The sequence below is a fragment of the Chromobacterium sphagni genome (assembly GCF_001855555.1).
Classification (GTDB): Bacteria; Pseudomonadota; Gammaproteobacteria; order Burkholderiales; family Chromobacteriaceae; genus Chromobacterium; species Chromobacterium sphagni.
Map to the genome: position 1 here is coordinate 1,149,490 of NZ_MKCT01000001.1, position 23,666 is coordinate 1,173,155.

General features: G+C 64.4%; 24 protein-coding genes. 14 read left to right on the plus strand and 10 right to left on the minus strand.

Annotation, left to right across the window (positions count from 1 at the left end):
• Positions 1-123 precede the first annotated feature (123 nt).
• From ccsB to BI344_RS05495, 3 genes are all read right to left on the minus strand, one after another.
• A complete protein-coding gene (gene ccsB / locus BI344_RS05485; protein WP_071111898.1) occupies positions 124-1,269 on the minus strand; it encodes a c-type cytochrome biogenesis protein CcsB in 1,146 nt (381 codons plus the stop codon).
• Positions 1,269-3,287 (minus strand): cytochrome c biogenesis protein ResB, encoded by a 2,019-nt coding sequence (locus BI344_RS05490; RefSeq protein ID WP_071111899.1) that lies wholly within the window; start codon positions 3,285-3,287, stop codon positions 1,269-1,271. Before BI344_RS05490 ends, ccsB begins: the two co-directional genes overlap by 1 nt.
• Positions 3,288-3,420: 133 nt before the next feature.
• The gene (locus tag BI344_RS05495) at positions 3,421-4,035 is read right to left on the minus strand and encodes a c-type cytochrome (RefSeq protein WP_071111900.1); all 615 of its coding nucleotides are present in this window, start codon (positions 4,033-4,035) and stop codon (positions 3,421-3,423) included.
• A gap of 92 nt (positions 4,036-4,127) precedes the next feature.
• On the opposite strand from BI344_RS05495, the gene yihA reads away from it, so the two are divergent.
• Complete coding sequence (gene yihA / locus BI344_RS05500; protein WP_071111901.1) at positions 4,128-4,760, plus strand: ribosome biogenesis GTP-binding protein YihA/YsxC; 633 nt, start codon at positions 4,128-4,130, stop codon at positions 4,758-4,760.
• 194 nt (positions 4,761-4,954) lie between these two features.
• Here the strand turns inward: yihA and BI344_RS05505 are convergent, their stop codons facing one another.
• The 3 genes from BI344_RS05505 to BI344_RS05515 form a co-directional block, all read right to left on the minus strand.
• Positions 4,955-5,767 (minus strand): septal ring lytic transglycosylase RlpA family protein, encoded by an 813-nt coding sequence (locus BI344_RS05505; RefSeq protein WP_239690845.1) that lies wholly within the window; start codon positions 5,765-5,767, stop codon positions 4,955-4,957.
• Between the two features lie 104 nt (positions 5,768-5,871).
• Complete coding sequence (gene trmL / locus BI344_RS05510; protein WP_071111903.1) at positions 5,872-6,336, minus strand: tRNA (uridine(34)/cytosine(34)/5-carboxymethylaminomethyluridine(34)-2'-O)-methyltransferase TrmL; 465 nt, start codon at positions 6,334-6,336, stop codon at positions 5,872-5,874.
• Positions 6,337-6,376: 40 nt separating this feature from the next.
• Positions 6,377-7,183 (minus strand): ComF family protein, encoded by an 807-nt coding sequence (locus BI344_RS05515; RefSeq protein ID WP_241499254.1) that lies wholly within the window; start codon positions 7,181-7,183, stop codon positions 6,377-6,379.
• Between the two features lie 3 nt (positions 7,184-7,186).
• On the opposite strand from BI344_RS05515, the gene bioB reads away from it, so the two are divergent.
• From bioB to BI344_RS05565, 10 genes are all read left to right on the plus strand, one after another.
• Entirely contained in the window at positions 7,187-8,170 is a 984-nt protein-coding gene (gene bioB / locus BI344_RS05520; protein WP_083338767.1) for a biotin synthase BioB, read from the plus strand.
• A 115-nt stretch (positions 8,171-8,285) separates the two neighbouring features.
• The gene (gene bioF, locus BI344_RS05525; protein ID WP_071111905.1) at positions 8,286-9,440 is read left to right on the plus strand and encodes an 8-amino-7-oxononanoate synthase; all 1,155 of its coding nucleotides are present in this window, start codon (positions 8,286-8,288) and stop codon (positions 9,438-9,440) included.
• A 183-nt stretch (positions 9,441-9,623) separates the two neighbouring features.
• Positions 9,624-12,467, plus strand: a complete 2,844-nt coding sequence (locus BI344_RS05530) for a bifunctional diguanylate cyclase/phosphodiesterase (protein WP_071111906.1) — start codon at positions 9,624-9,626, stop codon at positions 12,465-12,467.
• Positions 12,457-13,074 (plus strand): class I SAM-dependent methyltransferase, encoded by a 618-nt coding sequence (locus BI344_RS05535; RefSeq protein ID WP_071111907.1) that lies wholly within the window; start codon positions 12,457-12,459, stop codon positions 13,072-13,074. The genes BI344_RS05530 and BI344_RS05535 overlap by 11 nt, the downstream gene beginning before the upstream one ends.
• Before the next feature lie 24 nt (positions 13,075-13,098).
• On the plus strand, positions 13,099-13,863 hold the full coding sequence (gene bioH / locus BI344_RS05540) for a pimeloyl-ACP methyl ester esterase BioH (protein ID WP_071111908.1): 765 nt from the start codon (positions 13,099-13,101) through the stop codon (positions 13,861-13,863).
• Complete coding sequence (bioC, locus tag BI344_RS05545) at positions 13,860-14,768, plus strand: malonyl-ACP O-methyltransferase BioC (protein WP_071111909.1); 909 nt, start codon at positions 13,860-13,862, stop codon at positions 14,766-14,768. The genes bioH and bioC overlap by 4 nt, the downstream gene beginning before the upstream one ends.
• A gap of 34 nt (positions 14,769-14,802) precedes the next feature.
• Entirely contained in the window at positions 14,803-15,351 is a 549-nt protein-coding gene (locus BI344_RS05550; RefSeq protein WP_071111910.1) for a GNAT family N-acetyltransferase, read from the plus strand.
• 15 nt (positions 15,352-15,366) lie between these two features.
• The gene (locus BI344_RS05555) at positions 15,367-16,260 is read left to right on the plus strand and encodes a patatin-like phospholipase family protein (protein WP_095210779.1); all 894 of its coding nucleotides are present in this window, start codon (positions 15,367-15,369) and stop codon (positions 16,258-16,260) included.
• 83 nt (positions 16,261-16,343) lie between these two features.
• Positions 16,344-16,994: a glutathione S-transferase family protein gene (locus BI344_RS05560; protein ID WP_071111912.1), complete on the plus strand. Its 651-nt coding sequence runs from the start codon at positions 16,344-16,346 to the stop codon at positions 16,992-16,994.
• A gap of 131 nt (positions 16,995-17,125) precedes the next feature.
• The gene (locus BI344_RS05565; protein ID WP_071111913.1) at positions 17,126-18,007 is read left to right on the plus strand and encodes a sterol desaturase family protein; all 882 of its coding nucleotides are present in this window, start codon (positions 17,126-17,128) and stop codon (positions 18,005-18,007) included.
• A gap of 103 nt (positions 18,008-18,110) precedes the next feature.
• Here the strand turns inward: BI344_RS05565 and BI344_RS05570 are convergent, their stop codons facing one another.
• Positions 18,111-18,815 carry a glycine zipper 2TM domain-containing protein gene (locus BI344_RS05570; RefSeq protein ID WP_071111914.1) on the minus strand — a complete coding sequence of 235 codons (705 nt, stop codon included), beginning with the start codon at positions 18,813-18,815 and terminating at the stop codon, positions 18,111-18,113.
• A 350-nt stretch (positions 18,816-19,165) separates the two neighbouring features.
• Between BI344_RS05570 and BI344_RS05575 the strand changes: the two genes are divergently transcribed.
• Positions 19,166-20,536: an amino acid permease gene (locus BI344_RS05575; RefSeq protein WP_204378020.1), complete on the plus strand. Its 1,371-nt coding sequence runs from the start codon at positions 19,166-19,168 to the stop codon at positions 20,534-20,536.
• A gap of 72 nt (positions 20,537-20,608) precedes the next feature.
• Here the strand turns inward: BI344_RS05575 and BI344_RS05580 are convergent, their stop codons facing one another.
• The 3 genes from BI344_RS05580 to BI344_RS05590 all read right to left on the minus strand — a co-directional run bounded on the left by BI344_RS05580 (position 20,609) and on the right by BI344_RS05590 (position 22,353).
• Positions 20,609-20,929 (minus strand): AzlD domain-containing protein, encoded by a 321-nt coding sequence (locus BI344_RS05580; protein WP_071111916.1) that lies wholly within the window; start codon positions 20,927-20,929, stop codon positions 20,609-20,611.
• Complete coding sequence (locus tag BI344_RS05585; protein WP_071111917.1) at positions 20,926-21,630, minus strand: AzlC family ABC transporter permease; 705 nt, start codon at positions 21,628-21,630, stop codon at positions 20,926-20,928. Before BI344_RS05585 ends, BI344_RS05580 begins: the two co-directional genes overlap by 4 nt.
• Before the next feature lie 75 nt (positions 21,631-21,705).
• Positions 21,706-22,353, minus strand: a complete 648-nt coding sequence (locus BI344_RS05590) for a MarC family NAAT transporter (RefSeq protein ID WP_071111918.1) — start codon at positions 22,351-22,353, stop codon at positions 21,706-21,708.
• Between the two features lie 194 nt (positions 22,354-22,547).
• On the opposite strand from BI344_RS05590, the gene BI344_RS05595 reads away from it, so the two are divergent.
• Together BI344_RS05595 and BI344_RS05600 are read left to right on the plus strand one after the other, a co-directional pair.
• Complete coding sequence (locus BI344_RS05595; RefSeq protein ID WP_071111919.1) at positions 22,548-23,009, plus strand: copper chaperone PCu(A)C; 462 nt, start codon at positions 22,548-22,550, stop codon at positions 23,007-23,009.
• A 352-nt stretch (positions 23,010-23,361) separates the two neighbouring features.
• The gene (locus tag BI344_RS05600) at positions 23,362-23,664 is read left to right on the plus strand and encodes an Rdx family protein (RefSeq protein ID WP_071111920.1); all 303 of its coding nucleotides are present in this window, start codon (positions 23,362-23,364) and stop codon (positions 23,662-23,664) included.
• Positions 23,665-23,666: the final 2 nt, after the last annotated feature.

Sequence of the window (23,666 nt, forward strand, 5' to 3'; positions counted from 1 at the left end):
AACGTTCCTTAAGGGATAAAAAAGGGATAAAAGCGCTACAAGGATACCAAATGCCACTGCGGTAGGCGGGGAAAATGCAAAACGCCCCGCTTGCGGCGGGGCGTTGATGATGGCAGGGAAAGATTACAGCCCGCCGTACGAGTGCAGCCCGGACAGGAACATGTTGACGCCGAGGAAGGCGAAGGTGGTGACCAGGAGGCCGCCGACCGACCACCAGGCCAGCGGCGCGCCGCGCCAGCCCTTCACCAGCCGGATGTGCAGCCAGGCGGCGTAGTTGAGCCAGACGATCAGCGCCCAGGTTTCCTTCGGGTCCCAGCTCCAGTAGCCGCCCCAGGCGTCGGCCGCCCACATCGCGCCCAGGATGGTGGCGATGGTGAAGAACAGGAAGCCGACTGAGATGGCCTTGTACATCATCTCGTCCAGTACCTCGGCCGAGGGCAGGCGGTCCTTCAGCCAGCCCTTCAGTACCAGCAGCTCGCCTACGCCCAGCATCGCTGCCAGCGCGAAGGAGCCGTAGCCGACGAAGTTGGCCGGCACGTGTATCTTCATCCACCACGACTGCAGCGCCGGGATCAGCGGCTGGATCTCATGCGCCTGGCGGTCCAGGCTGTACCACAGGATGAAGCAGACGGTGGCGCTGATCACCGGCAGCACCAGCGCGCCGGCCTGGCGGGCGGCGAACTGCGCTTCGTAGTACAGGTACATCAGCGCGGTGATCAGACAGAACAGCACCATCACTTCGTAGAGATTGGACACCGGGATATGGCCGACGTCCGGCGCGATCAGGTAGCTCTCGTACCAGCGCACGAACAGGCCGGCGAAGCCCATGACGGCGGCGGACCAGGTCAGGCCGCGGCCCATGCGCAGCAGCAGCTCGGAGCGCCGCGCCACCGCCAGCCAGTAGACGGCGGTGGCCAGGAAGAACAGCGTGCACATCCACATGATGGCCGATTGACTGGACAACGCAAACTTCAGCCAGAACGCGGTCTGGCCGCGCGCCAGGTCGTGGCGGTAGTCGGCGATGGCCAGCAGCGCCAAGGCGCCCGCCAGCGGGAAGAACCAGCGCCAGGATTTCCAGAACCAGCCCAGCGCGACCAGGCCCAGCGCCGCGCCGGCCAGGATGCCCTGTTCGTAGACGTCCATGCCCTGGTGGTAGAGCTGGAAGGCGCGACCGGCGGCCAGCGCGATCAACAGCGCGTAGCCCCAGTCCCAGAGGCTCAGCCGCTTCCATAGCGGCGTCCGTGCAAAAGAATTCGTAGCCAGTTCCATCATGATCCCCGTGTCAGCTGTTGGATGGCGTCGAGATGACGCTGGAAGTCGCGGTCGAGATCGCGGTTGTGCCGGTTGGATGTCATCGCCACCCGCAGCTGTTTGCCGTTGATGCGTATCCACAGACGGAATTCACGCACATAGAACATTAGCACGATGCCCAGCACCAGCAAGATCGAACCGAGATAAACCAGGTTCTTGCCCGGCGAGCGCGTCATCTGCAGGCCGGACGACTGCACCTGGTCGAAGCCGTCCAGCTGCAGGAAAACCGGCGCGTTGTAGTCGTGCAGGCCGCTGCTGGCCACCAGGCCGTCCAGCAGGAAGCGGTAATGCTGAGCGTCGGCGGCCAGCGGGCTGGCATGGGCCTTTTCGTCGGCCACCGCCATCACGTCCACCACCGCGCCCTGCAGGATCTTGATATAGGTCTGCGCCACCGCCTGGCGCTTGTCGGCCGGCACCCGCTCATCGAGGAATTTCTCCAGTCCGGCGAAGCCGCCGTCGGCGAAGCGCTGCAGCACGCCCTTGACGCTGTCGCCGAAGTTCTGCGCCAACTGCTGGTCTATCACGCCGCCCGCCATCGCCTTGCGGGTGGCGCGACGCGCCACTTCGTCATACAGCGCCGGGTTGCGCAAGGCGGCGTGCAGCCGCATGAAGCGGTCTATGCCCATCTCGTCGTCCAGCGGCAGGCGCAGGTACTGGAAGGGCTCGGCCGGGGTCCGGCGCAGGCCGGCCATCAGATAACTGGCGCCGTCCTGCTGGATCGGGGCCATATAGTGCAGGTATTCCACCGCCTGGCCCAGGCTGTCGCGCAGCTTGAAGCTGATCGACGGGCCGAAGTTCTTCAGCTCCTTGGTTTGCTTCACCTCGCGCGCGTCGTGCATGCGTTGCAGCAGCGTGGGATCGGCCGCGCCGGGCTTGCCGACGTTCTCAATGTTGAACACCCTGAGTTCGCCGAACTCCAGCGCATAGTCCTTGCCGTTGGCGCGCAACGGCTGGTTGGCCATCGACACCCCTTGCAGCGGCACCGGCGCGACCGCGGTATCGGCCAGATTCCAGGCTTTGAAGCGCAGCGGCGAGCCGCCGTCGCCGAACGACGACTGATAGATGGCGATGCCGTCGACGATCAACGGGTGGTTGACCTTGACCGTGGCTTCGGTGCGCTTGCCGCTGGCCTTGTCGGTCACCACGATATCGCTGGCGAACAGCTTGGGCATGCCGCTGCTGTAGTAGTCGACGTGGAATTTCTTCAGCGTGACGATGAAGGGCAACTCCTGCACCAGATAGCCGTTGCCGGAATCGATGAAAGTGACGTCGGCACTCTTGTTTTCCACGATGCGGGTGGTGCCGCGGAACGACAGGTTCGAGGCCGACAGCCGGCTGGCCGCCGGCACTTGGCTTTGCGGGATGTCGCGGGTCTCCGGCATCACGCGGCCTATCAGCTGCCCCAGCTTCAGCGGCAGGTTGCCGTCCATCAGGCCGCCGACGCAGATCACGATCAGCGCGATGTGGGCGAAGAAGTAGCCCAGTTTGCCGGCGGAGCCCTTCTTGGCGGCGATCAGCAGGCTGCCGTCGGGATTGTCGCGCAGGCGCAGACGGTAGCCCTGGGCCTGCAGGTAGGCGGCGAGCGGTTCCGGCGCGGCGTTTGCGACGGCGAGGGCCTGGCTGTGCGACATGGCCGCCAGCGAGCTCTCGCCGGCCTTGTCGCGGTAGGAGCGCATCTGTTTGACGAAGCCCGGCCCGTTGCGCAGCACGCACAGGGTGAGCGACAGCACCAGGAAGGCCAGGATGGTCAGGAACCAGGCCGAGTGGTAGACGTCGAACAGCCCGAGCTGTTCAAAAGCCTGGAACCAGAACTGGCCGAATTCAAACGCATAGTTTGGGTAGGGCTCGTTCTGCTTGAGCACGGTGCCGATGATCGAGGCGATCGCCAGGATGGTCAGCAGGCCGATGGCGAAACGCATTGAGCTGAACAATTCGTACAGCGCGTGGCGAGTGGTGTTGCGGCGATGGTTTGTCATGGTAGGTAACACAAAAAGGGAAGCCGGTCCGGAGCTTCCCTTTCGAACGCGCCTGGTCGGCAAAGTTGCGTCGGCATACCGGGCCGCATGACGGGCATGCGGCCTGCGGCTTGCCGACCGCAGGCGTCACGGCTCAGCGCAGGCCGGAAATGTATTCGGACACCGCCTTCATCTCGGCATCGGTCATGCGGCTGGCGATGTCGGCCATGATGGGGTTCTTGCGGTCGGCGCCGGCCTTGAAGTCGGCCAACTGCTTGGCGACGTAGCCGGCGTGCTGGCTGCCCAGGCGCGGGAACTGGTCGGGCAGGCCCTTGCCGGCCGGACCGTGGCAAGCCATACAGGCCGGCACGTGGCTGGCGGCGTTGCCGACGCGGTAGATTTTGGCGCCCAGCGGCAGCTGCTGCTTGTCGGAGGCTTCGCGCTCTTTCGGCTTCTGCTCGCTGAAGTAGGCGGCCAGGTTGTGCATGTCGCCATCGGACAGGCCGGCGGTCATGCCGAACATGGTGGGGTTCTTGCGTTCGCCGCTCTTGAACGCCTTCAACTGGCTATACAGATACTGCTGGCTCTGGCCGGCAAGAGTGGGATTGGCCGCCGCGACGCTGTTGCCGTCCGCGCCGTGACAGGCCGCGCAGACGGTATCCACGATCTGCTTGCCTTTTGCCGGGTCCCCCTTTGCCACCGGAGCGGCTGCCAGCACGGAGCCGGCCAGGGTTAGGGTTGCCATCGCCAACAGCATTTTACGTCTCATGGTCGCTCCTTTAGGGGCTTGCCCTAAAATATCTGTAAAAATAGCAATTCCAAACCTGTTATTCTATACCAACTGATTTCAACCTTACTACCATGTCGATTTTTCAGAACGCCAGATTTTATACCACCGTCAACCACATGAAGGACCTGCCGGCCACCCGCGCCGAGGTCGCTTTCGTCGGTCGCTCCAACGCGGGCAAGTCCAGCGCCATCAACACGCTGGCCAATCGCACCCGTTTGGCTTATGTGTCCAAGACGCCGGGCCGAACCCAGCATATCAACTTCTTCGAGCTGGGAGACGAGTGTTTTCTGGTGGATTTGCCCGGCTACGGCTACGCCGAAGTGCCGGAAGCGGTGCGCGCCCACTGGGTGGAACTGCTGGGCCGCTACCTGCAGACGCGCCAGAGCCTGATCGGCCTTCTGTTGATTATGGACGCTCGCCACCCATTGAAAGACCTGGATCGCAGAATGCTGGAATTTTTCCGTGTCGCCGGCCGTCCGGTGCACATTCTGTTGTCCAAGGCCGACAAGATGTCGCGCCAAGAACAGAGCAAGGTGTTGACGCTGGTCAAGCGCGAGTTGGCCGATTATCCGTCGGTCAGCGTGCAGATGTTCTCCAGCCTGAAGAAGACCGGAGTGGACGAGGTGGAGCAGGTGGTCAAGGGCTGGTTCGACGCGCTGCCGCAGCAGGAGCCGCCGCTGCTGCCTCCGGCGGAGGAACTTTAACAGCGGCCCATCGCCTAAACAGCAGGTGTTCACACCTCCCGCTTGGCTCCCTGAGCGGGGCCTGAGTCGTTTATGTCCAGGCATTGCCCCGGCCCGAGAAGGTCGGGGCTTTTTATTGCCCGGCGGGCATGAAAAAAGGCGAAGGATGCATCCTTCGCCTTTCGCCCTATGCCATACGGTTCAGCTGACAGCCGTTACAGGCTGGTGATCACGGTTTCCACGTGCAGGTTCTCGGCCGCGCTGCGCACGGCGTCGTCAGACGGGAACGGTCCCAGGCGTACTTTGTACACCCCCTGCTGATTGACGATGCCGAGCTTGGAGTCGTAATGATCGTCCAGCTCGCCCAGTGTCTTCTGCAACAGCGCTTCGGCGTTGGCCAGCGTGGCGAACGAGCCCAGTTGCAGGTACTTCGGATTGTCGCCTGCGCGCAACTCGCGGCTGACCGGCTGGGTGGCCGGTTGCGCGGACGCGGAGAAGGTGTTGTCGGCTGCGGGCCAGACGCGGTCTATCGCGATCTTGGCGCTGCCCTGCTGGATAAAGCCCAGCTTGTACGCCGCGGCGTACGACAGGTCCATCAGACGGCTCTTGTGGAACGGTCCGCGGTCATTGACGCGAACCACCACCGACTTGCCGTTGGTCAAGTTGGTCACCCGGGCATAGCTCGGGATCGGCAGCGTTGGATGCGCTGCGGTCATGGCGAACATGTCGTAACGTTCGCCCGAGGACGTCTTGCGTCCATGGAACTGCTTGCCGTACCAAGAGGCACGGCCTGTGGCGTGGTAAGGCTTTTCTCGCACATCGGGACGGAAGCTCATGCCCAGCGCCGAGTAGGGCAGATTGGCCGACTTGATCAGCGGCTCATCCTGCGGCACGGCGTCGGGCACCAGGTTCAGGTTGACCGGGATATGATCGGCCGGACCGTCGTTCTGGAAATAAGCTCCGTTCTTGGCGACGGTCTTCTTGTTTGTCGGCGAAGCCGACTGGTTTGTGGCACTGGCCGTCTTCACAGTGGAACAGGCCACAAGCACGAGACTGACGAATACAAGCCACAGCCATCGGAGTACAGGTTGCATAAACCTCCCTATGCTGTTGGGCCAACCTTGCGAACCGCTTACCCTCCCCCTGTGAAATCGAGCTGGCGCCATGCCTCGTACACTGTCACCGCGACAGCGTTGGAGAGGTTGAGGCTTCTCGACTCGGGACGCATCGGCAAACGAATCCTTTGTTGCGCCGGCAGGGCAGCCAGCACATCTTGCGGCAAGCCGCGGGATTCGGGACCGAACAGAAAAACGTCCCCGGGTTGGTAGGAAATCCGGTCATGGCGCGTAGCGCCCTTGGTCGTCGCGGCGAAAATCCGTCGTCCTTGAAGCGCCTGCAAACAGGCAGGCCAGTCTTCGTGGACCACAACGCGGGCATACTCGTGATAGTCGAGTCCTGCGCGCCGCAACTTGGCATCCTGGAGCGGAAAGCCCAGGGGTTTGACCAGATGCAGTTCACAGCCGGTGTTGGCACATAAACGAATCACATTGCCCGTGTTGGGCGGGATTTCCGGCTGAAATAGAACAACAGTGAACATCGTTGGCAGGCTGGATTGTTCCAAGGAATCAAAATCTTGGTCAAGTATTTGGGGAAAACGCCCGGGCAAGCACCCATGCATCGACCCGTTCCGCACCCTGTTTTTTGAGCACTTTGGCTAGGGCTGAGAGGGTGGCGCCGCTAGTGGCGACGTCGTCGATGATGGCAATGGAAAGCCCGTCGCAGCGGCGTTTTACGCCGAATGCATGACGCACGTTTTGCAGTCTTGCGGCGCGACCGAGCGAGGCTTGCGGCAATGTGTTGCATTTTCGCCAACACAGGTCGTCCGAAAAACGGCTGTTTATTGTAACAGCGAACGCTTTGGCAAGCTCGGAACTCTGATTGAAGCCTCTTTCCGCAAGTCGTTCATTTGCCAATGGAACGGGGATGACAAGGTCGTATTCGTGGGCTTGACAACCGGAGAAATCGGTGAGCAAGTCCGCTAGCGCCCCGGCCAATTGTAAGCGTTTTCCGTATTTGAACGCATGGATCAGGCCATTCAGGGGGTAGCCAAACAGATAAGGAACGTGTAGCGCGTCGAAGGCCGGCGGATGGCGCTGGCAATGGCCACACAGCATGCTGTCCGGCGTCGGTTCCGCGCAGCGCGGACAGCGGGACGCAGGCAGGGGCGGCAGCATTGCGCGGCAGCCGGGGCAGAGCGCGCCCTGGCTGTCGGCGCGGCCGCAGAGCGCGCATTTTTGCCTAATAAATGAGCAGTTGTTAATTAATTCTATTATGTGGTTTGACAGCATCGCATCCACGCTCCAAGATTTTGCAGCTCTGCCCATGCGGGCAGGGTGACGAACGGCCTGATTTTTCGTCAAAATGACAAACACATGTTGGAGCATACGATGCATTCAGTAACGATGGAGTTCAAGCGCCCGGCTGCGCCGCATCCGGAAAAGGCTAATTGGAGCGTCGACGAGGTAGAGGCGCTGCTGGGGCTGCCTTTCATGGAGCTGGTGTTCCGCGCGGCGGAAATCCATCGGCAGTTTTTCGACCCTACCCGCGTGCAGCTGTCCACGCTGGTTTCGATCAAGACCGGCGGCTGTCCGGAGGATTGCGGCTATTGTCCGCAGTCGGTGCATCATGACACACCGGTGGCCAATGAGCCGATGATGACGGTGGACGAGGTGGTGGCGGCGGCGCGGCAGGCCAAGGCCAACGGCGCCGGCCGCTTCTGCATGGGCGCCGCCTGGCGCGGTCCCAAGGATGCCGATCTGGCCAAGACGCTGGACATGGTGAGCCGGGTGAAGGCGCTGGGATTGGAAACCTGCGCCACCTTCGGCTTGCTGCGCGATGGCCAGGCCGAGCAACTGAAACAGGCGGGGCTGGATTACTACAATCACAATCTGGATACCGCGCCGGACAAGTACGCCGACATCATCCAGACCCGCGAGTATGAGGACCGGCTGGACACGCTGGGCAAGGTGCGCTCGGCGGGGCTGTCGGTATGCTGCGGCGGCATCGTCGGCATGAATGAAACCCGGCGCGACCGCGCCGGCCTGATCACCCAGCTGGCCAATCTCGATCCGCAGCCCGAGTCGGTGCCGGTCAACAATCTGGTGAAAGTGGTGGGCACTCCGCTGGAGGGGGCGGAAAAGCTGGACTGGACCGAATTCGTCCGCACCATCGCGGTGGCGCGCATCGCCATGCCCCGTAGTTATGTGCGCCTGTCGGCTGGCCGGCGCGAGATGGACGAAGCCACCCAGGCGCTGTGTTTCCTGGCAGGGGCCAATTCCATCTTTTATGGCGACAAGCTGCTGACAACGGGCAATCCCGACGTCCTGGCCGATCAGGCGCTGATGCGCAAGCTGGATCTGCAGGCGCTATAAATAAATCTTCGCAATTTCCCGCTGTCGGCTTAAATGCAAACATATATATAGTGTGTCGTGCCGGGGTGGCTTGGCTGCCGCGGTTTGGTCAACAACGTAAAAGAGTGCAAGCCATATGCGCCTACAAGACCTGTCCGCAGCCTTGCTGGAGCTGGACGCCAGCCACCGCCGCCGTCAGCGGGTGAGCCTCGAGTCGCCGCAAGGCGTCGAGATCATCATCGACGGCAACGAATACCTGTCTTTCGCCAGCAACGATTACCTTGGCCTGGCCGATCACCCCTCGCTGGTGCGCGCGGTGCAGCAGGGCGTGGAGCGCTGGGGCGTCGGCAGCGGCGCCGCGCATCTGCTCACCGGCCACAGCCAGGCCCACCAGCAGGCCGAGGAGGCGCTGGCGCGCTTTGTCGGCCGCGAGGCGGCGCTGCTGTTCGGCTCCGGTTACGCCGCCAATCTGGCGGTGATCACCAGCTTGGTCGGCCGCGGCGACGCGGTGTTCGCCGACAGGCTTAACCACGCTTCGCTCAACGACGGCTGTCTATTGTCGCGCGCCGATTTCCAGCGCTTCCGCCATAACGACCTCGACCATCTGGAGCAGTTGCTGGCGGGGAGCAGCGCCCGCACCAGGCTGATCGCGGTGGACGCGGTATACAGCATGGATGGTGACGAAGCGCCGCTGCCGGAATTGCTGGCGCTGGCCGAGCGCTACGATGCCTGGTTGTACATCGACGACGCTCACGGCTTCGGTGTGCTGGGGCAGGGACGCGGTTCTCAGGCTGAGCGCGACCTCTCCAGCGAGCGGCTGATCTATATGGCCACGCTGGGCAAGGCCGCAGGCCTGGCCGGCGCTTTCGTCGCCGGCAGCAGCCTGCTGGTCGATTGGCTGGTCAATCGCGGCCGCACCTATATTTTCAGCACCGCCCAGCCGCCGGCCCTGGCAGCCGCGGTGAGCACCAGCCTGAGGCTGATCGCCGAGGCCGACGACCGGCGCGAACGCCTGGCGCAGCTGGTGGCGTGCTGCCGCCGGCGCCTGGCCGGCACGGCTTATTCGACGGGGACTTCCCGCACACCGATCCAACCATTTATCATAGGCGGCGATGCGCATGCCATGAAACTGGCCCAAGGCTTGCAGCAGCAGGGTTATTGGGTGCCCGCCATCCGCCCGCCGACGGTGCCCGACAATGGCGCCAGGCTGCGGATTTCCTTGTCGGCGCTGCATGATGTGCAGCAGCTGGACACCTTGCTTGACCGCATGCTGTTGCTGGCCGAAAGCTGACTTCCCGCTAAGGCGGGAACCGCCGCGGCATGTCGTCGCCGCTCTGACGACGCAAGCCCGGAGCCTTGGCTCCGGGCTTGCGCTTATCCGGTCTTCGGGGAGGAGGCCGGCGGTGCCGGCCCTGGGGAAGGGGCTTGGGCGTCGCATGCGGACTTTCCAGCTAACTCATACTACGATAACGACATGAAGAGCACGGCTGAATACCTGGAAACTCCCGAACAGGCTGCCGAGCAGGCCCTGGCGCTGCTGCGGCAGGCTGGCGGTTTGACTGCGGCCGCGGTGTGGGGACGGATTGGCATGGCGTGGCAACGCCTCGCCTGCCTGGGCGCGGCGGATACGCTGCCGGAGGCCGACGCGCTCGGCAATGGCCGCCTGCCCGGACCGGATGGCGGCGCGCTCGCCTTGCGCGCGGCCGACAAGACGCTGGGCTGGCTGGTCTGGCGCGGCCAAGCCCCGGCCTGGACAGCCGGCGTCGCGTCCCTGCTTGCCGGCCACCTGCACTGCGCGATGCTGCGCGCCGAACAGGCGGCCGCCCGCGCCGCCAATGAAACCATGCTGGAGATCAGCTTGCTGGCCGGAGAAAGCGCCACGCCGGAACGGATGCTGCCGCGGCTGCACCGGCTGATGTCGCGGCTGATGGACGCCAGCAATTTCTACATCGCGTTGTACGACGAGGACAGCGCCACCCTGCGGTTTCCTTTCTATCTCGACACCCGCGATCCGGCGCCGCCGGACGCCGACAGCGTGTTTCCGCTCAACGGCGCCAACGCCTCCCTGGCCGCCTGGTTGATCCGCGGCGGCAAGCCTATGGTGCTGAGCGCCGAGCGCATTCTGGAAGTGTGCCGGCAGCAGGGGTTGGCGCATCCGGCGCAGCTGCCGGCGTTCTGGATGGGCGCGCCGATGGTCAATGTCGGCGGCGCGCTGATCGGCGCGGTGGTGTTGCAGTTGTATGAGGACCAGACGCCGTTTACTTCGGCCGAGCAGCTGCTGTTCATGTTCGCCGCGCGCCATGTCGGCTTTGCGCTGGACCGGGTGCTGTACCGCGGCCAGCTGGAGCGGCAGGTGTGGCTGCGCACCAGCGAGCTGGAAGGCGCCAACGCCCGGCTGCGGGCCGAGGTTTCCAGCCGCAAGCGGGCGGAAAAATTCCAGGACGTGTTGTTCCGCATCGCCGAACTGTCGAATACCAGCCTGTCGCTGGAGGCCTTTCTCAGCGGCCTGCACCGGCTGCTGAACGAGATGGTGGCGGCGCGCAATTGCCTGGTGGCCTTGTACGATACGGTCAACGATCGCATCAGCTTCCCCTATTGTTCCGACGAGTACTCGCCGCCGCTGCAGCCCCGCAAGCCCGGCAAGGGCTTCATCGAGCAGGTGCTGCACAGCGGGCGGCCGCTGCTGGTGGACCCCAGTAGCGCGCTGCCGGGGCAGATGGGCGGCGACGGGGGCGTGAACCCGAAAAGCTGGCTGGGGGTGCCGCTGTATTGCGGCCACGAACTGCTGGGCGTGCTGGCGGTGCAAAGCTACGAGAGCGACGTGACGTACAACTTCCGCGATCAGGAGGTGCTGGAGTTCGTCGCCAACAATATTGGCGCCGCGCTGGCGCGGGTGCGCGCGCTGGAGGGGCTGCAGCAGGCTTATGCCGAACTGGAACAGAGGGTGCGCGAGCGCACCGGCGAGCTGGACGCGGTCAACGCCCAGCTGGAGTTCGACAGTCTGCACGATCCTCTGACCAAGTTGCCGAACCGCACCTATTTCGCCAAGGCGCTGCGCCGGGCCTGGGATGAGTATACCGATGGCGGCGACCGCTTCGCGGTGGTATTCATCGACCTGGACCGCTTCAAGCTGGTCAACGACACCCTGGGCCATCTGGCCGGCGACCACCTGCTGTTCGAGGCCGGTGCCCGCATCCGCTCCTGCCTGCGCCATTACGATTTCCTGGCGCGGCTGGGCGGCGACGAGTTCGCGGTGCTGATGTTCGGCATGGATTCGGTGGACGAGTGCGAGGTCATCGCCCGCCGCATCGTCAGCGAGTTCGAGCGGCCGGTGATCCTGGCCGGGCGCGAAGTGTTTTCCACCTCCAGTGTCGGAGTGGTGCTGGCCGACCGCGAGCATTACCACAAGGCCGACGATCTGCTGCGCGACGCCGACCACGCGATGTACTGCACCAAGCAGCAGGGCCGCCAGGGCTACACCCTGTTCAGCCACCAGCTGCGCATCGACCAGGCCGACCAGCTGGCGCTGGAGTCCGAGCTGCGGCGCGCGCTGGAGGAGGAAGGCCAGCTGGTTCCCTACTACCAGCCCTTCATCGAGGCCAAGACCGGCAAGCTGGTGGGCTTCGAGACCCTGGTGCGCTGGCTGCATCCGCAGCGCGGCCTGATCTCGCCCGGCATCTTCCTGCCGATGGCGGAGGAAAGCGGGCTGATCACCCGGCTGGACCGCTACATGATCAATGCCGCTTGCGCCCAGTTGCAGGCCTGGCGCAGCCAGGGCCAGGTGGGCGAGGAGATCGCGCTGCACATCAACCTGTCGTCGGCCAATTTCCACGATCCCGACCTGGTGCGCTGGATAGGCGAGCGCATCGCCCACTACCAGCTGCCGCCGGCCATGCTGCATCTGGAAATCACCGAGAGCGCGCTGATAGACCAGCCGGAAACCGCCGCCACCGTGATGCAGGCTCTGCACGGCCTGGGGGTGAAGCTGGCGCTGGACGACTTCGGCACCGGCTATTCCGCGCTGTCCTACCTGCACCGCTACCGTTTCGACGTGCTGAAGATAGACCAGTCCTTCGTGTTCGACCTGGACCACAAAGAGGAGTCGGCCGCCATCGTCCGCGCCATCCTGGCGCTGGCGCGCGCGCTGGATCTGGATGTGGTGGCCGAGGGGGTCGAAACGGCTTCCCAGCTGGCGATGCTGCAGGAGATGGGTTGCGGCAAGCTGCAGGGTTTCTACTTCGCCGCGCCCGCGCCGGAATGGGGCATAGACTGGGCGCGGCTGGCGCGCTTCGAACAGGAAATCCGCTGTGCGGCGTGAATGGTCCACCCGCTTCAACCGCTGGCGCTACGATCTGTACGCGCCGCTGTACGACACGCTGGCGCAGGGTTTCGCCGCCAGCCGCCGCCGTTCGCTGGGCCTGCTCAATCCGCAGCCGGGCGAGCAGCTGCTGCTGGTGGGCGCCGGCACCGGGCTGGATCTGGACTTCCTGGTGCGCTGCCGCCATCTCACCGCGATAGACATCGCGCCAGCGATGCTGGAACAGCTGCGCGCGCGTGCCGCCGCGCTGGGGTTGGAGGTGCGCGCGGAGCAGATGGACGCCCAGCGGCTGGCTTTCGCCGACGCCAGCTTCGACGCGGTGGTATTGCACCTGGTGCTGGCGGTGGTGCCCGATCCACAGGCCTGCCTGCGCGAAGTGGAGCGGGTGCTGAAGCCCGGCGGCCGGGCGGTGGTGTTCGACAAGTTCTTGGCCGACGGCGCGCGCGCGTCCTTGTGGCGCCGCGCCGGCAATTTGCTGGCCCGGATGCTGGCCAGCGATGTCAACCGGCGGCTGGGGGATATCGTCGCTGTTACCAAACTGCAACCGATTCACGACGAAGAAGCCGGCTTTGGAGGTTTCTTTCGCATCGTACTCTTGCGAAAATAGCGTCTTTCCCCCATTTGTCTGTCCATGAATCTGTTTGTTGAAACGCTGGGCCAGGGGCCGGACGTGGTCATGCTGCATGGCTGGGGTTTGCACGGCGGCGTGTTTGCCCGTGTGGCCGAGCAACTGGCGACGGGTTTCTGCGTCCACCTGGTGGATCTGCCCGGCCATGGCGCCTCGCCGGCGCTGGAGATGTTTGACGCCGACGCGGTGGCCGACCTGATCGCATCCCATTTCCCCTTGCCCGTCCACGTGGTCGGCTGGTCGCTGGGCGGTCTGATCGCCCAGCATTGGGCCGCGCGCCATCCCGCGCGGGTGAAGAGCCTGGCATTGGTGGCCACCAGCCCGCGCTTCGTGCGCGACGACAGCTGGCCGCACGCGCAGGAGCGCAAGTCCATCGAAGCGGTGGCGGCCAGCTTGGGCGGCGCGTTCGAACAGACGCTGGAGCGCTTCCTTGCGCTGCAGATGATGGGGGCGCCCGCTGCCCGCGACACTTTGAAGGCGCTGCGCGGCGAACTGTTTTCGCACGGCCGACCGCAAGGCCTGCTGCCGGCGCTGCAATTGCTGCTGGAGGCCGACGCGCGCGCGCTGGCCGGCGGCATCCGTTGCCCGGCGGCGCTGTTCTACGGCGCGCGCGACGCCATCACCCCGCTAGGCGCCGGCCGCTGGCTGGCCGACGCGCTGGCCGACGCCATCCTTTACGAATTCCCGCAAGCCTCGCACGCGCCCTTCCTGTCGCATGAACAGGATTTCGTGCGCGCGCTTGCCCAGCATCTGGAAGCCCAGGCATGAGTGAAGCGTTTTATACCGACAAGGCGCGGGTGCGCGCCTCGTTCGAAAAGGCCGCGGCCAGCTATGATTCCGCAGCGGTGTTGCAGCGCGAAGTGTCCGACCGTATGGCGGAACGGCTGGAGTACATCAAGCACCAGCCGGCGGTGATTCTGGATGCCGGCGCCGGCACCGGCTACGGCGCGGCCCAGCTGCGCGGCCAGTATCCGCAGGCGCGGGTGCTGGAGCTGGACTTGGCGCATGCGATGCTGATGGCTTCGCGCCAGCGTCAGCGCGAAGGCGACGGCCTGCTGAAGAAGCTGTTCAAGCCCAGCCTGCCGTGGCAGGTGGTGGCGGACGTCGAGCGTCTGCCGCTGGCCGACGACAGCGTGGACATGATCTGGTCCAACCTCACCATCCAGTGGATAAACGAGCCGGACCGGATGTTCGCCGAGCTGCGCCGGGTGCTGAAGCCGGACGGCCTGCTGATGTTCTCCACGCTGGGGCCGGATACGCTGTTCGAATTGCGCGGCGCCTTCGCCAGCGTCGACGCCGCCACCCATGTCAACCAGTTCATCGACATGCACGACATCGGCGACGCGCTGATGCGCGCCGGTTTCGCCGAGCCGGTGATGGACATGGAAAAGATCGTTCTCACCTACGACGACGCGCGCGGCGTGATGCGCGACCTGAAGGCGATAGGCGCGCACAACGCTACCGCCGGCCGCGGCCGCGGCCTGATGGGCAAACAGGCCTGGCGCAAGGTGGAGGCGGCCTACGAGCGCTACCGCCACGACGGTAAGCTGCCGGCCAGCTACGAGGTGGTGTACGGCCATGCTTGGAAAGGCAGCGGCAAGAAGGTGGCCAAGATGAGCGACGACGGCCGCCAGGTGATCGAATTCGTCAAGAAAGCGCCGCGGGCCGACTGAGCGGGAACCGGCGGAGCCAACAGGAATCTGCTTAATGAGTGTGGAAATCCGCAAAGCGCGCCGCGATGACGCGGCTTGTCTGGCTGCGCTGTCGATTCAGGTGTGGTTGAGCACCTATCTCACCGATGGCATCCGCCCGAGCTTGGCCGACTATGTGCTGACAGAATTCACCCCTGCGAATTTCGAGGCGTTGATCGCCGATCGTTCGCACCACTTGCTGGTGTTGGAGCGCAGCGGCCATCTGTTGGGCTATGCGCAGCTGAGCCTGGATAGCGCTTGCGAGGGGTGCGATGGCCCGGCGCTGGAGCTGGAGCGGCTTTATCTGGTGGAGAACCATACCGGACAAGGCCTGGGCCGGCGGCTGATGATGGCTGCGCGGCAATGGGCGCAGGTTCAGTCTGGCCAGCCGCGGCTGTGGCTGAGGGTGTGGCACGGCAATGAGCGCGCGATCGCCTTTTACCGTCGGCTGGGCATGGCGCTGCACGGCGAAACCCATTTCGAATTGGAGGGCGCGCGGCATCTCAATTATGTGATGCTCGATCCCGCGCCCGTTGGGGCGGCCGTTGCGGTCGCCAATGTCTGAAAGACTGATGAAATCATGTTGAGCAAAACCACTTTTCGTTGCTGGCTGCTGGCCGGCGTCGCCGCCATGGTGGCCGCTTGCGGCACCACCACGCCGCCGGTTCAAGCCCCCAAGCCGCAATCCAAGGCTAAGATCGGCCTGGCGCTGGGCGGCGGCGCGGTCAAGGGCTTTGCCCATATCGGCGTGATCAAGGTGCTGGAGGCCGCCGGCATCGTGCCGGATGTCATCACCGGCACCAGCGCCGGCAGCGTGGTGGGCAGCCTGTACGCGTCCGGCTTGAACGGCATGCAGCTGCAGCAACGCGCGATCGCGCTGGACCAGGCCGACCTGACCGACTGGACGCTGTCCAGCAAGGGTGTGATCAAGGGCGAGAAACTGCAAGACTGGATCAACACCCAGGTGGGCAATCGCCCGCTGGAGAAGCTGGCCCGTCCGTTTGGCGCGGTGGCCACCGAACTGGACTCCGGACGTCGGGTGGTGTTCCGCACCGGCAATACCGGCCAGGCGGTGCGCGCCTCCGCCAGCATCCCCAATGTGTTCTTGCCGGTGAAGATCGGCGGCAAGAGTTATGTCGACGGCGGCCTGGTCAGTCCGGTGCCGGTCAGCGCGGCGCGCGAGATGGGCGCGCAGTTCGTGATCGCGGTGGACATCACCGCGCGGCCCAAGGTCGGCAAGGCCACCGGTTTCCTGTCGATGCTTGACCAGAGCCTCAACATCATGAACGGACCGGTGCTGGCGCAGGAACTGAAGCAGGCCGACGTGGTGATCCACCCCAATGTGCTGAACATCGGCTCGGCTGATTTCGACGCCCGCAACCAGGCCATTCTGGAGGGCGAGAAGGCCGCGCAGCAGATGTTGCCGCAAATCCGCAAATTGTTGCAGCAGAAAAGCCAGATGATGGCTAAATAACTGAATATGCGGCAAGCTGCCACTGCGGGCCGGCCGATGCGAGTATTCCCCGGGCTGTTTTCGCAACCTATTTTGGAGATGGAATGATCAAACTTCATGGTACTCCGTTATCGCCCTACTACAACAAGGTGAAAGTCGGCCTGCTGGAAAAGGGAGTGAACTTCCAGGAGGTGTTGACCTCGCCATCGCAGGAAGACTGGTTGCTGGAAAAAAGCCCGATGGGTAAGGTGCCCTTCGTTGAGATCAACGGCCATCCGGTGGCGGAGTCGACGGTGATCCTGGAATGGTTGGAAGATGCCTATCCTACCGCCTCGCTATTGCCGCCCACGCCCAACGGCCGCGCGCTGGCGCGCGAACTGATGACCATGCTGGAGTTGTACGTGATGGCGCCCAGCGGGCCGTTGGTGCGGCATATGGTCAAGGGCAGCAGGCCGGAGCCGGCGCAGTGCGACGAGATTCGCCAGGGCATCGCCCGCGGCATCAGCGCGGTGGCGCAGCTGGCGCAGCAAAGGCCATGGCTGGCGGGCGAGGATTTCAGCTTCGCCGACATCAGCGCCGCCAGCATCCTGCCGCTGGTGGCCAAGTTGAGCCAAGGCTTTCTGGGCGAGGACATGACGCTGCGGCTGTCCGGTTGCGGCGAGTATCTGCAGCGCCTGGGCGGTCGGCACAGCGTAGCCCGCGTCTGGGCCGACCGCGACGCCTCCCTGGCGGCGCTGATGGCGCGGCGCGACTAGCGGCTATGGCTTTCTCGCCACATGGCGGCGACGAAGCCGTGGTGGGCGTAGAGGCGCAGTTGACAGCCATGGCGTGGTAGAGTCTAAACTCCAATCGAGTGTTTGCTCGTTGCCCGTCGAGGTGCTTGTCGATGAAGTTTCCGGTTGAATTGATCCTGCTGGCGCTGGTGCCGGTATTCCTGCTGTTCGTCGCCGGAGAGCTGTGGTTTCTGCGGCGGCGCGGCAATCTGTATGATCTGCGCGATTCCTTGTGTAGCGCGGGTCTGGGGCTGCTGCATCAGGGCGCCGACAAGCTGGCCTGGCTGCTGGTGTTGCCGCTGTACGGCTGGATCTACCAGCAGCACCGGCTGTTCAGTTTTCCCGACAGCGCGCTGAGCTTCTTCCTGCTGTTTCTGGGGCAGGACTTCCTTTACTACTGGTTCCACCGCGTCAGTCACCGCGTGCGCTGGCTGTGGGCGGCGCACAGCGTCCACCACAGCTCCACCCGGATGAATTTCACCACCGCCTTCCGCCAGAGCCTGATGTATCCGCTGGCCGGCATGTGGGCGTTCTGGCTGCCGCTGGCCTGGCTGGGCTTTCCGCCGCAGCAGGTGGTGGCGGTGGTGCTGCTCAACCTGGCTTTCCAGTTTTTCGTCCATACTCAGGCGGTGCCCAAGCTGGGCTGGCTGGAGTATGTGTTCAACACCCCGTCGATACACCGCAGCCACCACGCCAGGAATCCGCGTTACATAGACCACAATTACGCCGGCGTGCTGGTGGTTTGGGACCGGCTGTTCGGCACCTTCGTTGAAGAGCTGGACAGCGAGCCCTGCGACTATGGCACGGTGAAGCCGGTGAACAGCTTCAATCCGCTGTGGGTCAGCGTGGTGGAGTGGCGCGACATGTTGCTGGAGGCATGGCGGGCGGAGAACTGGCGCGACCGCCTGATCGCGTTGTTTGGTGCGCCGGAGGCGGCGGAACGGGTGGCAAGCAAGCAGCGGCGGGTGCCACCCGCCAAGGGCGTGTCGGCCTGATCCGCCGGGGCCGCGCTGGGCGGAATGCGAAAATGCCGTTCCCCGCGTTGGCGGAACGGCATTTTCATGCGCATGGGGCGTCTGGAGGCCCGGCGCGCCGCGCTTACATCAGCAGCTTGCCGTCGCGGGCCGGCAACGTCTTGCCTTGCGGCCTTTCGTCCATGCGCACGGTGGCGGTCTTGCCGTCCAGCGAGTAGCGGACGTTGTAGCCCACCACCTTTTCGCTGTCGACGTTCTCGGTGTTGCAAATGGTCTGGGTGCTGGTGACCTGGTCGCGCTGCTGGATGCCTTCCTGCACCTTGTTGCCTGCGAAACCGCCGGCCAGCGCTCCGAGCACGGTGGCGGCCTTCTTGCCGTTGCCGCCGCCCACCTGATTGCCCAGCAGGCCGCCGACCACGCCGCCCAGCACCGAGCCGGCGATGCGGTTGTTGTCCTGCACCGGCGCCTGGTGGGTCACCTGTTCCTGATGGCACACCTGCTTGGGTTCGCTGACGGTCTGCTTGATCGGCGACACGCCCAGGATCTTGGCGTAGCTTGAATGCACGGGTTTGGGCTTGACTGTGGGGGCCGGCGCAGGCGCCACAACAACGGGCGCAACCGGCTGCGGCGTGGCTTGCGCCACGACAGTGGAGGCGGCGGCGGGCGCCAGAATTTGCGCCGCCGGGGCCGAGGCAAGCGCTTGCGGCGCGCTGGCTGTGGCCACCACGGCCGGAGTCGCCGGTTTCAAAGCCTGGATGCCCGCCACGCCGATGGCGCCCAGTGCGATGCCGCCACCCAATACGCTGGCGATCAATACCGATTGTTTCATTGTTATCTCCCTGATGCGACGCGCTATCCGTCGCTTGCTGCTCTGACACTGCATATTGGCAGACAGTTGCAAACGCTTTGTTCGGCATTTGTCACCGCAGGTAACCGAACGTTCGCGCCGCCGGCTATGGAACTAGGGTGGAAATTCGCAGTTTGATGGGCATTGATGAGCAATTTATGGTTTGAAATTGCAAACATAAGGAAATTATATTTTTAAAACGCAGTCATAAGGCATATTTTGGGCATTTATATTGTGCCCAGTAGTTTGACGGCGAGGCGCGCGGGTGGTTAGATGGCTGGGCACCTGTCAGGGCGGCTAGCTTGCCGCCCGCCCAATAAGGAGAATTGACCGTGAGCGAGACCCATACCGGTTTGAAGCGCGAGCTGAAAAACCGACACATACAGTTGATCGCGCTGGGCGGCGCAGTCGGCACCGGCCTGTTCCTCGGCTCGGCCAGCGTACTGAAGGCTGCCGGCCCCTCGATGATACTTGGCTACGCCATCGCCGGTTTCATCGCCTTCCTGATCATGCGCCAGCTGGGTGAAATGGTGGCCGAGGAGCCGGTGGCGGGTTCGTTCAGCCATTTCGCCTATCGCTACTGGGGCAGGTTCGCCGGCTTCCTGTCCGGCTGGAACTACTGGGTGCTGTATGTGCTGGTGGGCATGGCCGAGCTGACTGCGGTCGGCGAATACGTGCAGTACTGGTGGCCGCACGTGCCCACTTGGGCGACCGCGCTGGTCTGTTTCGTCGCCATCAACGGCATCAATCTCGCCAACGTCAAATCCTACGGCGAGTCGGAATTCTGGTTCGCGCTGATCAAGGTGGCGGCGGTGATCGCGATGATCGTGTTCGGGGCCTACCTGCTGCTGTCCGGCCATGGCGGCCCGCAAGCTTCGGTCAGCAATCTGTGGAACGACGGCGGCTTCTTCCCGCACGGCGCCGGCGGCTTGTTCATGATGATGGCGGTGATCATGTTCTCCTTCGGCGGCCTGGAGCTGATCGGCATGACGGCGGCCGAGGCGGCCGATCCGCAGAAGACCATCCCCAAAGCGGTGAACCAGGTGATCTACCGCATCCTGATCTTCTACATCGGTTCCTTGGTGGTGCTGCTGTCGCTGTACCCGTGGAGCAAGGTGGCCGCCGGCGGCAGCCCCTTCGTGATGATCTTCCAGCAGATCGGCGCCGGCTTCACCGCGCACGCGCTGAACTTCGTGGTGCTGACCGCCGCGCTGTCGGTGTATAACAGCGGGGTCTACGCCACCAGCCGCATGCTGTACGGCCTGGCCGAACAAGGCAACGCGCCGCAGGCGCTGAAGCAGCTGGACAAGCGCGGCGTGCCGGTCAACGCCACGCTGCTGTCAGCGGCTGCCACTTTCGCCTGCGTGATCCTCAACTACCTGTTGCCGGGCCAGGCTTTCGGCATCCTGATGTCGCTGGTGGTGGCGGCGCTGGTGACCAACTGGGCGATGATCAGCCTGACCCACCTGAAGTTCCGCCAGGCCAAGGCCGGCCAGAAGCTGGTGTTTCCGTCGATCTGGTTCCCGCTGGCCAACTGGGTGTGCCTGGCTTTCATGCTGATGATCCTGGGCATCCTGCTGTTCACGCCGGGCATGGCGGTGTCGGTGTACGTGCTGCCGGCGTGGCTGGCGCTGCTGTGGGTGGGGTTCCGCTTAAAAAAGCCGCAGCCGGCAAAGGCCGGGCTGGCGGGTGAGAACGCCTGACCCGCAGTGTGAGCGTTGTTGAGTGACGAGGCCGCCTTCCGGGCGGCCTTGTTCATTTTTCGGCCGGCGGGACTACAGCAGCCAGCGCATCAGGCCGTAGACGGCGAAGCTGACCAGTATCGCCAGCAGCGTCTTGCCGCTTTTCCAGGCGACGACGATGGCGACGATGGTGCCGACCAGGTAGGGGTTGGCCGGGGAGGCGTCGATATGGCCGGCCGGCGCCAGCGCCAGCGGCACCACCAGCGCGCTGAGCACCGCCGCCGGCACGTAATGCAGCGCGCGGTTCAGCCAGGCGGGGAAGGCCAGTTTGTGGCCGAACACCAGGAAGCTGGCGCGGATGGCTAGGGTGGCGGCCAGCATGCCGGCGATGATCAGCCCGTGTTGCGCGTTCATGGCCGGATCCTGTGCTGGCGGTATTCCAATGTCAGGCCAGCCGCCACGCCCAGCAGCGCCGCCAGCATCAGGTCCAGCTTGTAGGGCAGGCCGCGCGCCAGCAGCGCGGTGAGGCCGGCGACGGCGGCGGCTACCAGCGTGGGCCGTTTCTTCAACTGCGGCGCGACGATGGCGGCGAAGGTGGCCACCATGGCGAAGTCCAGCCCCAGCTTGGCCAGCCCGGGCACCGAGCGCCCCAGCCAGACGCCGGCCAGCGTCCAGGCCAGCCAGTTGCCGTACATCGCCAGCGACGAGCCCAGCCAGTACCACTGCCCGCCGGCGGCGCCCTGGCTGCGGAAGCGGTGCTCCACCACCGCGAAGGTTTCGTCGGTGAGCCAGAACGCCAACGGCCAGCGCCAGGCCAGCGGCCATTGCCGGGCGTAAGGCAGCAGGGTGGCGCTGTACAGCGCATGGCGTAGATTGACGACGAAGGTGGTCAGCCAGATCACCGGCAGCGCGGCGCCGGCCGAAATCAGGCTGACCGCGATGAATTGCGAGGAGCCGGCGAAGACCAGCAGCGACATGGCGAAGGTTGTGGCGGGCGACAGGCCGGCGGCGACGGCCAGCGTGCCGAAGATCACGCCGAACGGGGCGGCGCCGACCACCATTGGAATGGTGTCGCGCGCGCCGTCCAGCGCCAGTTGCGGAGGGGTGCGGCTCATGCCTGCGGATCCTGCCTGAGAGGGAGAATCAATATAGCATGCTGCCGTGCGGCTACGGATGGTCGCGGTACGGACTCAGGAGCCGGCCATGAAGGTGCGGATGCCGGAGCCGACGAACTGCACGCCGATGCAGATCAGCAGGAAGCCCATCAGCCGGGTCATCACTTCGCGGCCGCCGCGTCCCAGCCGTTCCGAGATCAGCAGCGACGACTTCAGCGTCAGCCACATGCCGACGCAGGTCAGGCCGATCGCGGAGAAGGTCATGGCGAAGGCCAGCGCCTTGGCCGGCAGCGTGGCCAGTTCGGCGATTTCGGTGGAGATGCCTATCACCACCGCGATGGTTCCTGGGCCGCTGATGCCGGGCATGGCCAACGGGAAGAACGCGTAGTCCTCGCGTTCGCCCGACTGCTTGGGCGTCTGGCCCGGGTCTTGCGACAGGAACAGCATGCGATAGCCCAGCACCGCCACCACGAAGCCGCCGGCGATGCGCAGCGCGCCGTAGGAGATGCCGAAGGCCGCCATGATCAGGTTGCCGGCCAGCAGGCTCACCACCATGATGGCGGCGGCGAACACGCAGGCGCGGCGCGCCTGACTGTCGCGGCCGCTGACGCTCATTTCGCGCGTCAGCGTGATGAACAGCGGAATCTTCGACAGCGGGTTGGTGATGGTGATCAGGCTAAGCAGACCGCCAAACAGGAATTGCAGCGACAACGTTTTGAACATGATGCAGGGCCGATTGAATAGCCTTGCGATTGTAGAGGGTTCTGCCTGGGCCGGATAGCAGGCGCTTGCGCTTTAAACCAGCGGCATGCGGAGGTGTTGTGCCGGACCGACGGCTGCGACATTTTGCCGCGGCGCGCGCGCATTCCGCCATGTTAAAGTTGCGCCATTTCCCTTTGCAATCGATGGAGTCCGCGATGAAACGTCTTGCCGCCGCCCTGCTCGGCCTGTGCCTGTCCGGCCTGGTTGCCGCCCATTCTTTCCAGCTGGGCGCCATCCATATCGGCCACCCGTGGAGCCGCGCGATGCCGGCCGCCAGCCCCACCGGCGGCGTTTACCTGTCGCTGCAGAACCAGGGCAAGACCGAAGACCGCCTGTTGTCGGCCAGCACCCCGCGCGCCGAAAGCGCCGAGCTGCACACCCATATCAACGACAACGGCGTGATGCGCATGCGCAAGGTGGAGGGCGGCGTGGCGCTGGCGCCGGGCCAGACCGTCAAGTTTGCGCCGGGCAGCTATCATGTGATGTTGATGGGCTTGAAGCAGCCGTTGAACAAGGGCGATCATTTTCCGCTGACGCTTAAGTTCGACAAGGCCGGCAGCGTCACGGTGGACGTGGTGGTGCAGGACGGCGGCGAGGCCGACAGCCACAGCCACTGAGCGTTTTCGCCTGCAACAACAGCAGCCGGCCCCGTAGGGCAAGCTGCTGTTTTTATTTGCGTTGGTCCGACGTTGCGCCGAAGTTACATGGTGCTTTGCAGCAACTGCCGGCGCGGCGGCCATTCGCTTTACAGCCGGATGGCGGCTGGGCACACTGGGCCCGGGTAATGAGTTTTGAACAAGACGTCATCACTGGCCGCCGGCTCCCGAAACTGGTTTTGCGCCAAGTCTGCCTATAAAAGAGAAATGATGGAGGAGCGGGTGTTCCACACCCGACAACAAGCTACAAGACAGGGAGCCGGCGACGTTTTTTGCGGTATGCTGTGCTTTTGTTCCGCCATCGCCTTTTGTCATGACTTCCCCTGATTCCCCCACTGCCCTTCCCAAAGTCGCCATCCACTACTGTACCGGTTGCCGCTGGCTGCTGCGCGCCGGCTGGCTGGCGCAGGAACTGCTCACCACTTTTGAGAAAGAGCTGTCCGAAGTGGCGCTGCGGCCCGGGAGCGGCGGCGTGTTCCGCATCGAGGTGGACGGCGAGTTGCTGTGGGACCGCAGCCGCGACGGCGGCTTCCCCGAGTTGAAGATTCTCAAGCAGCTTGTGCGCGACCGCATCGCGCCGGACAAGCCGCTGGGCCATAGCGACCGCCCCGGCTGAGA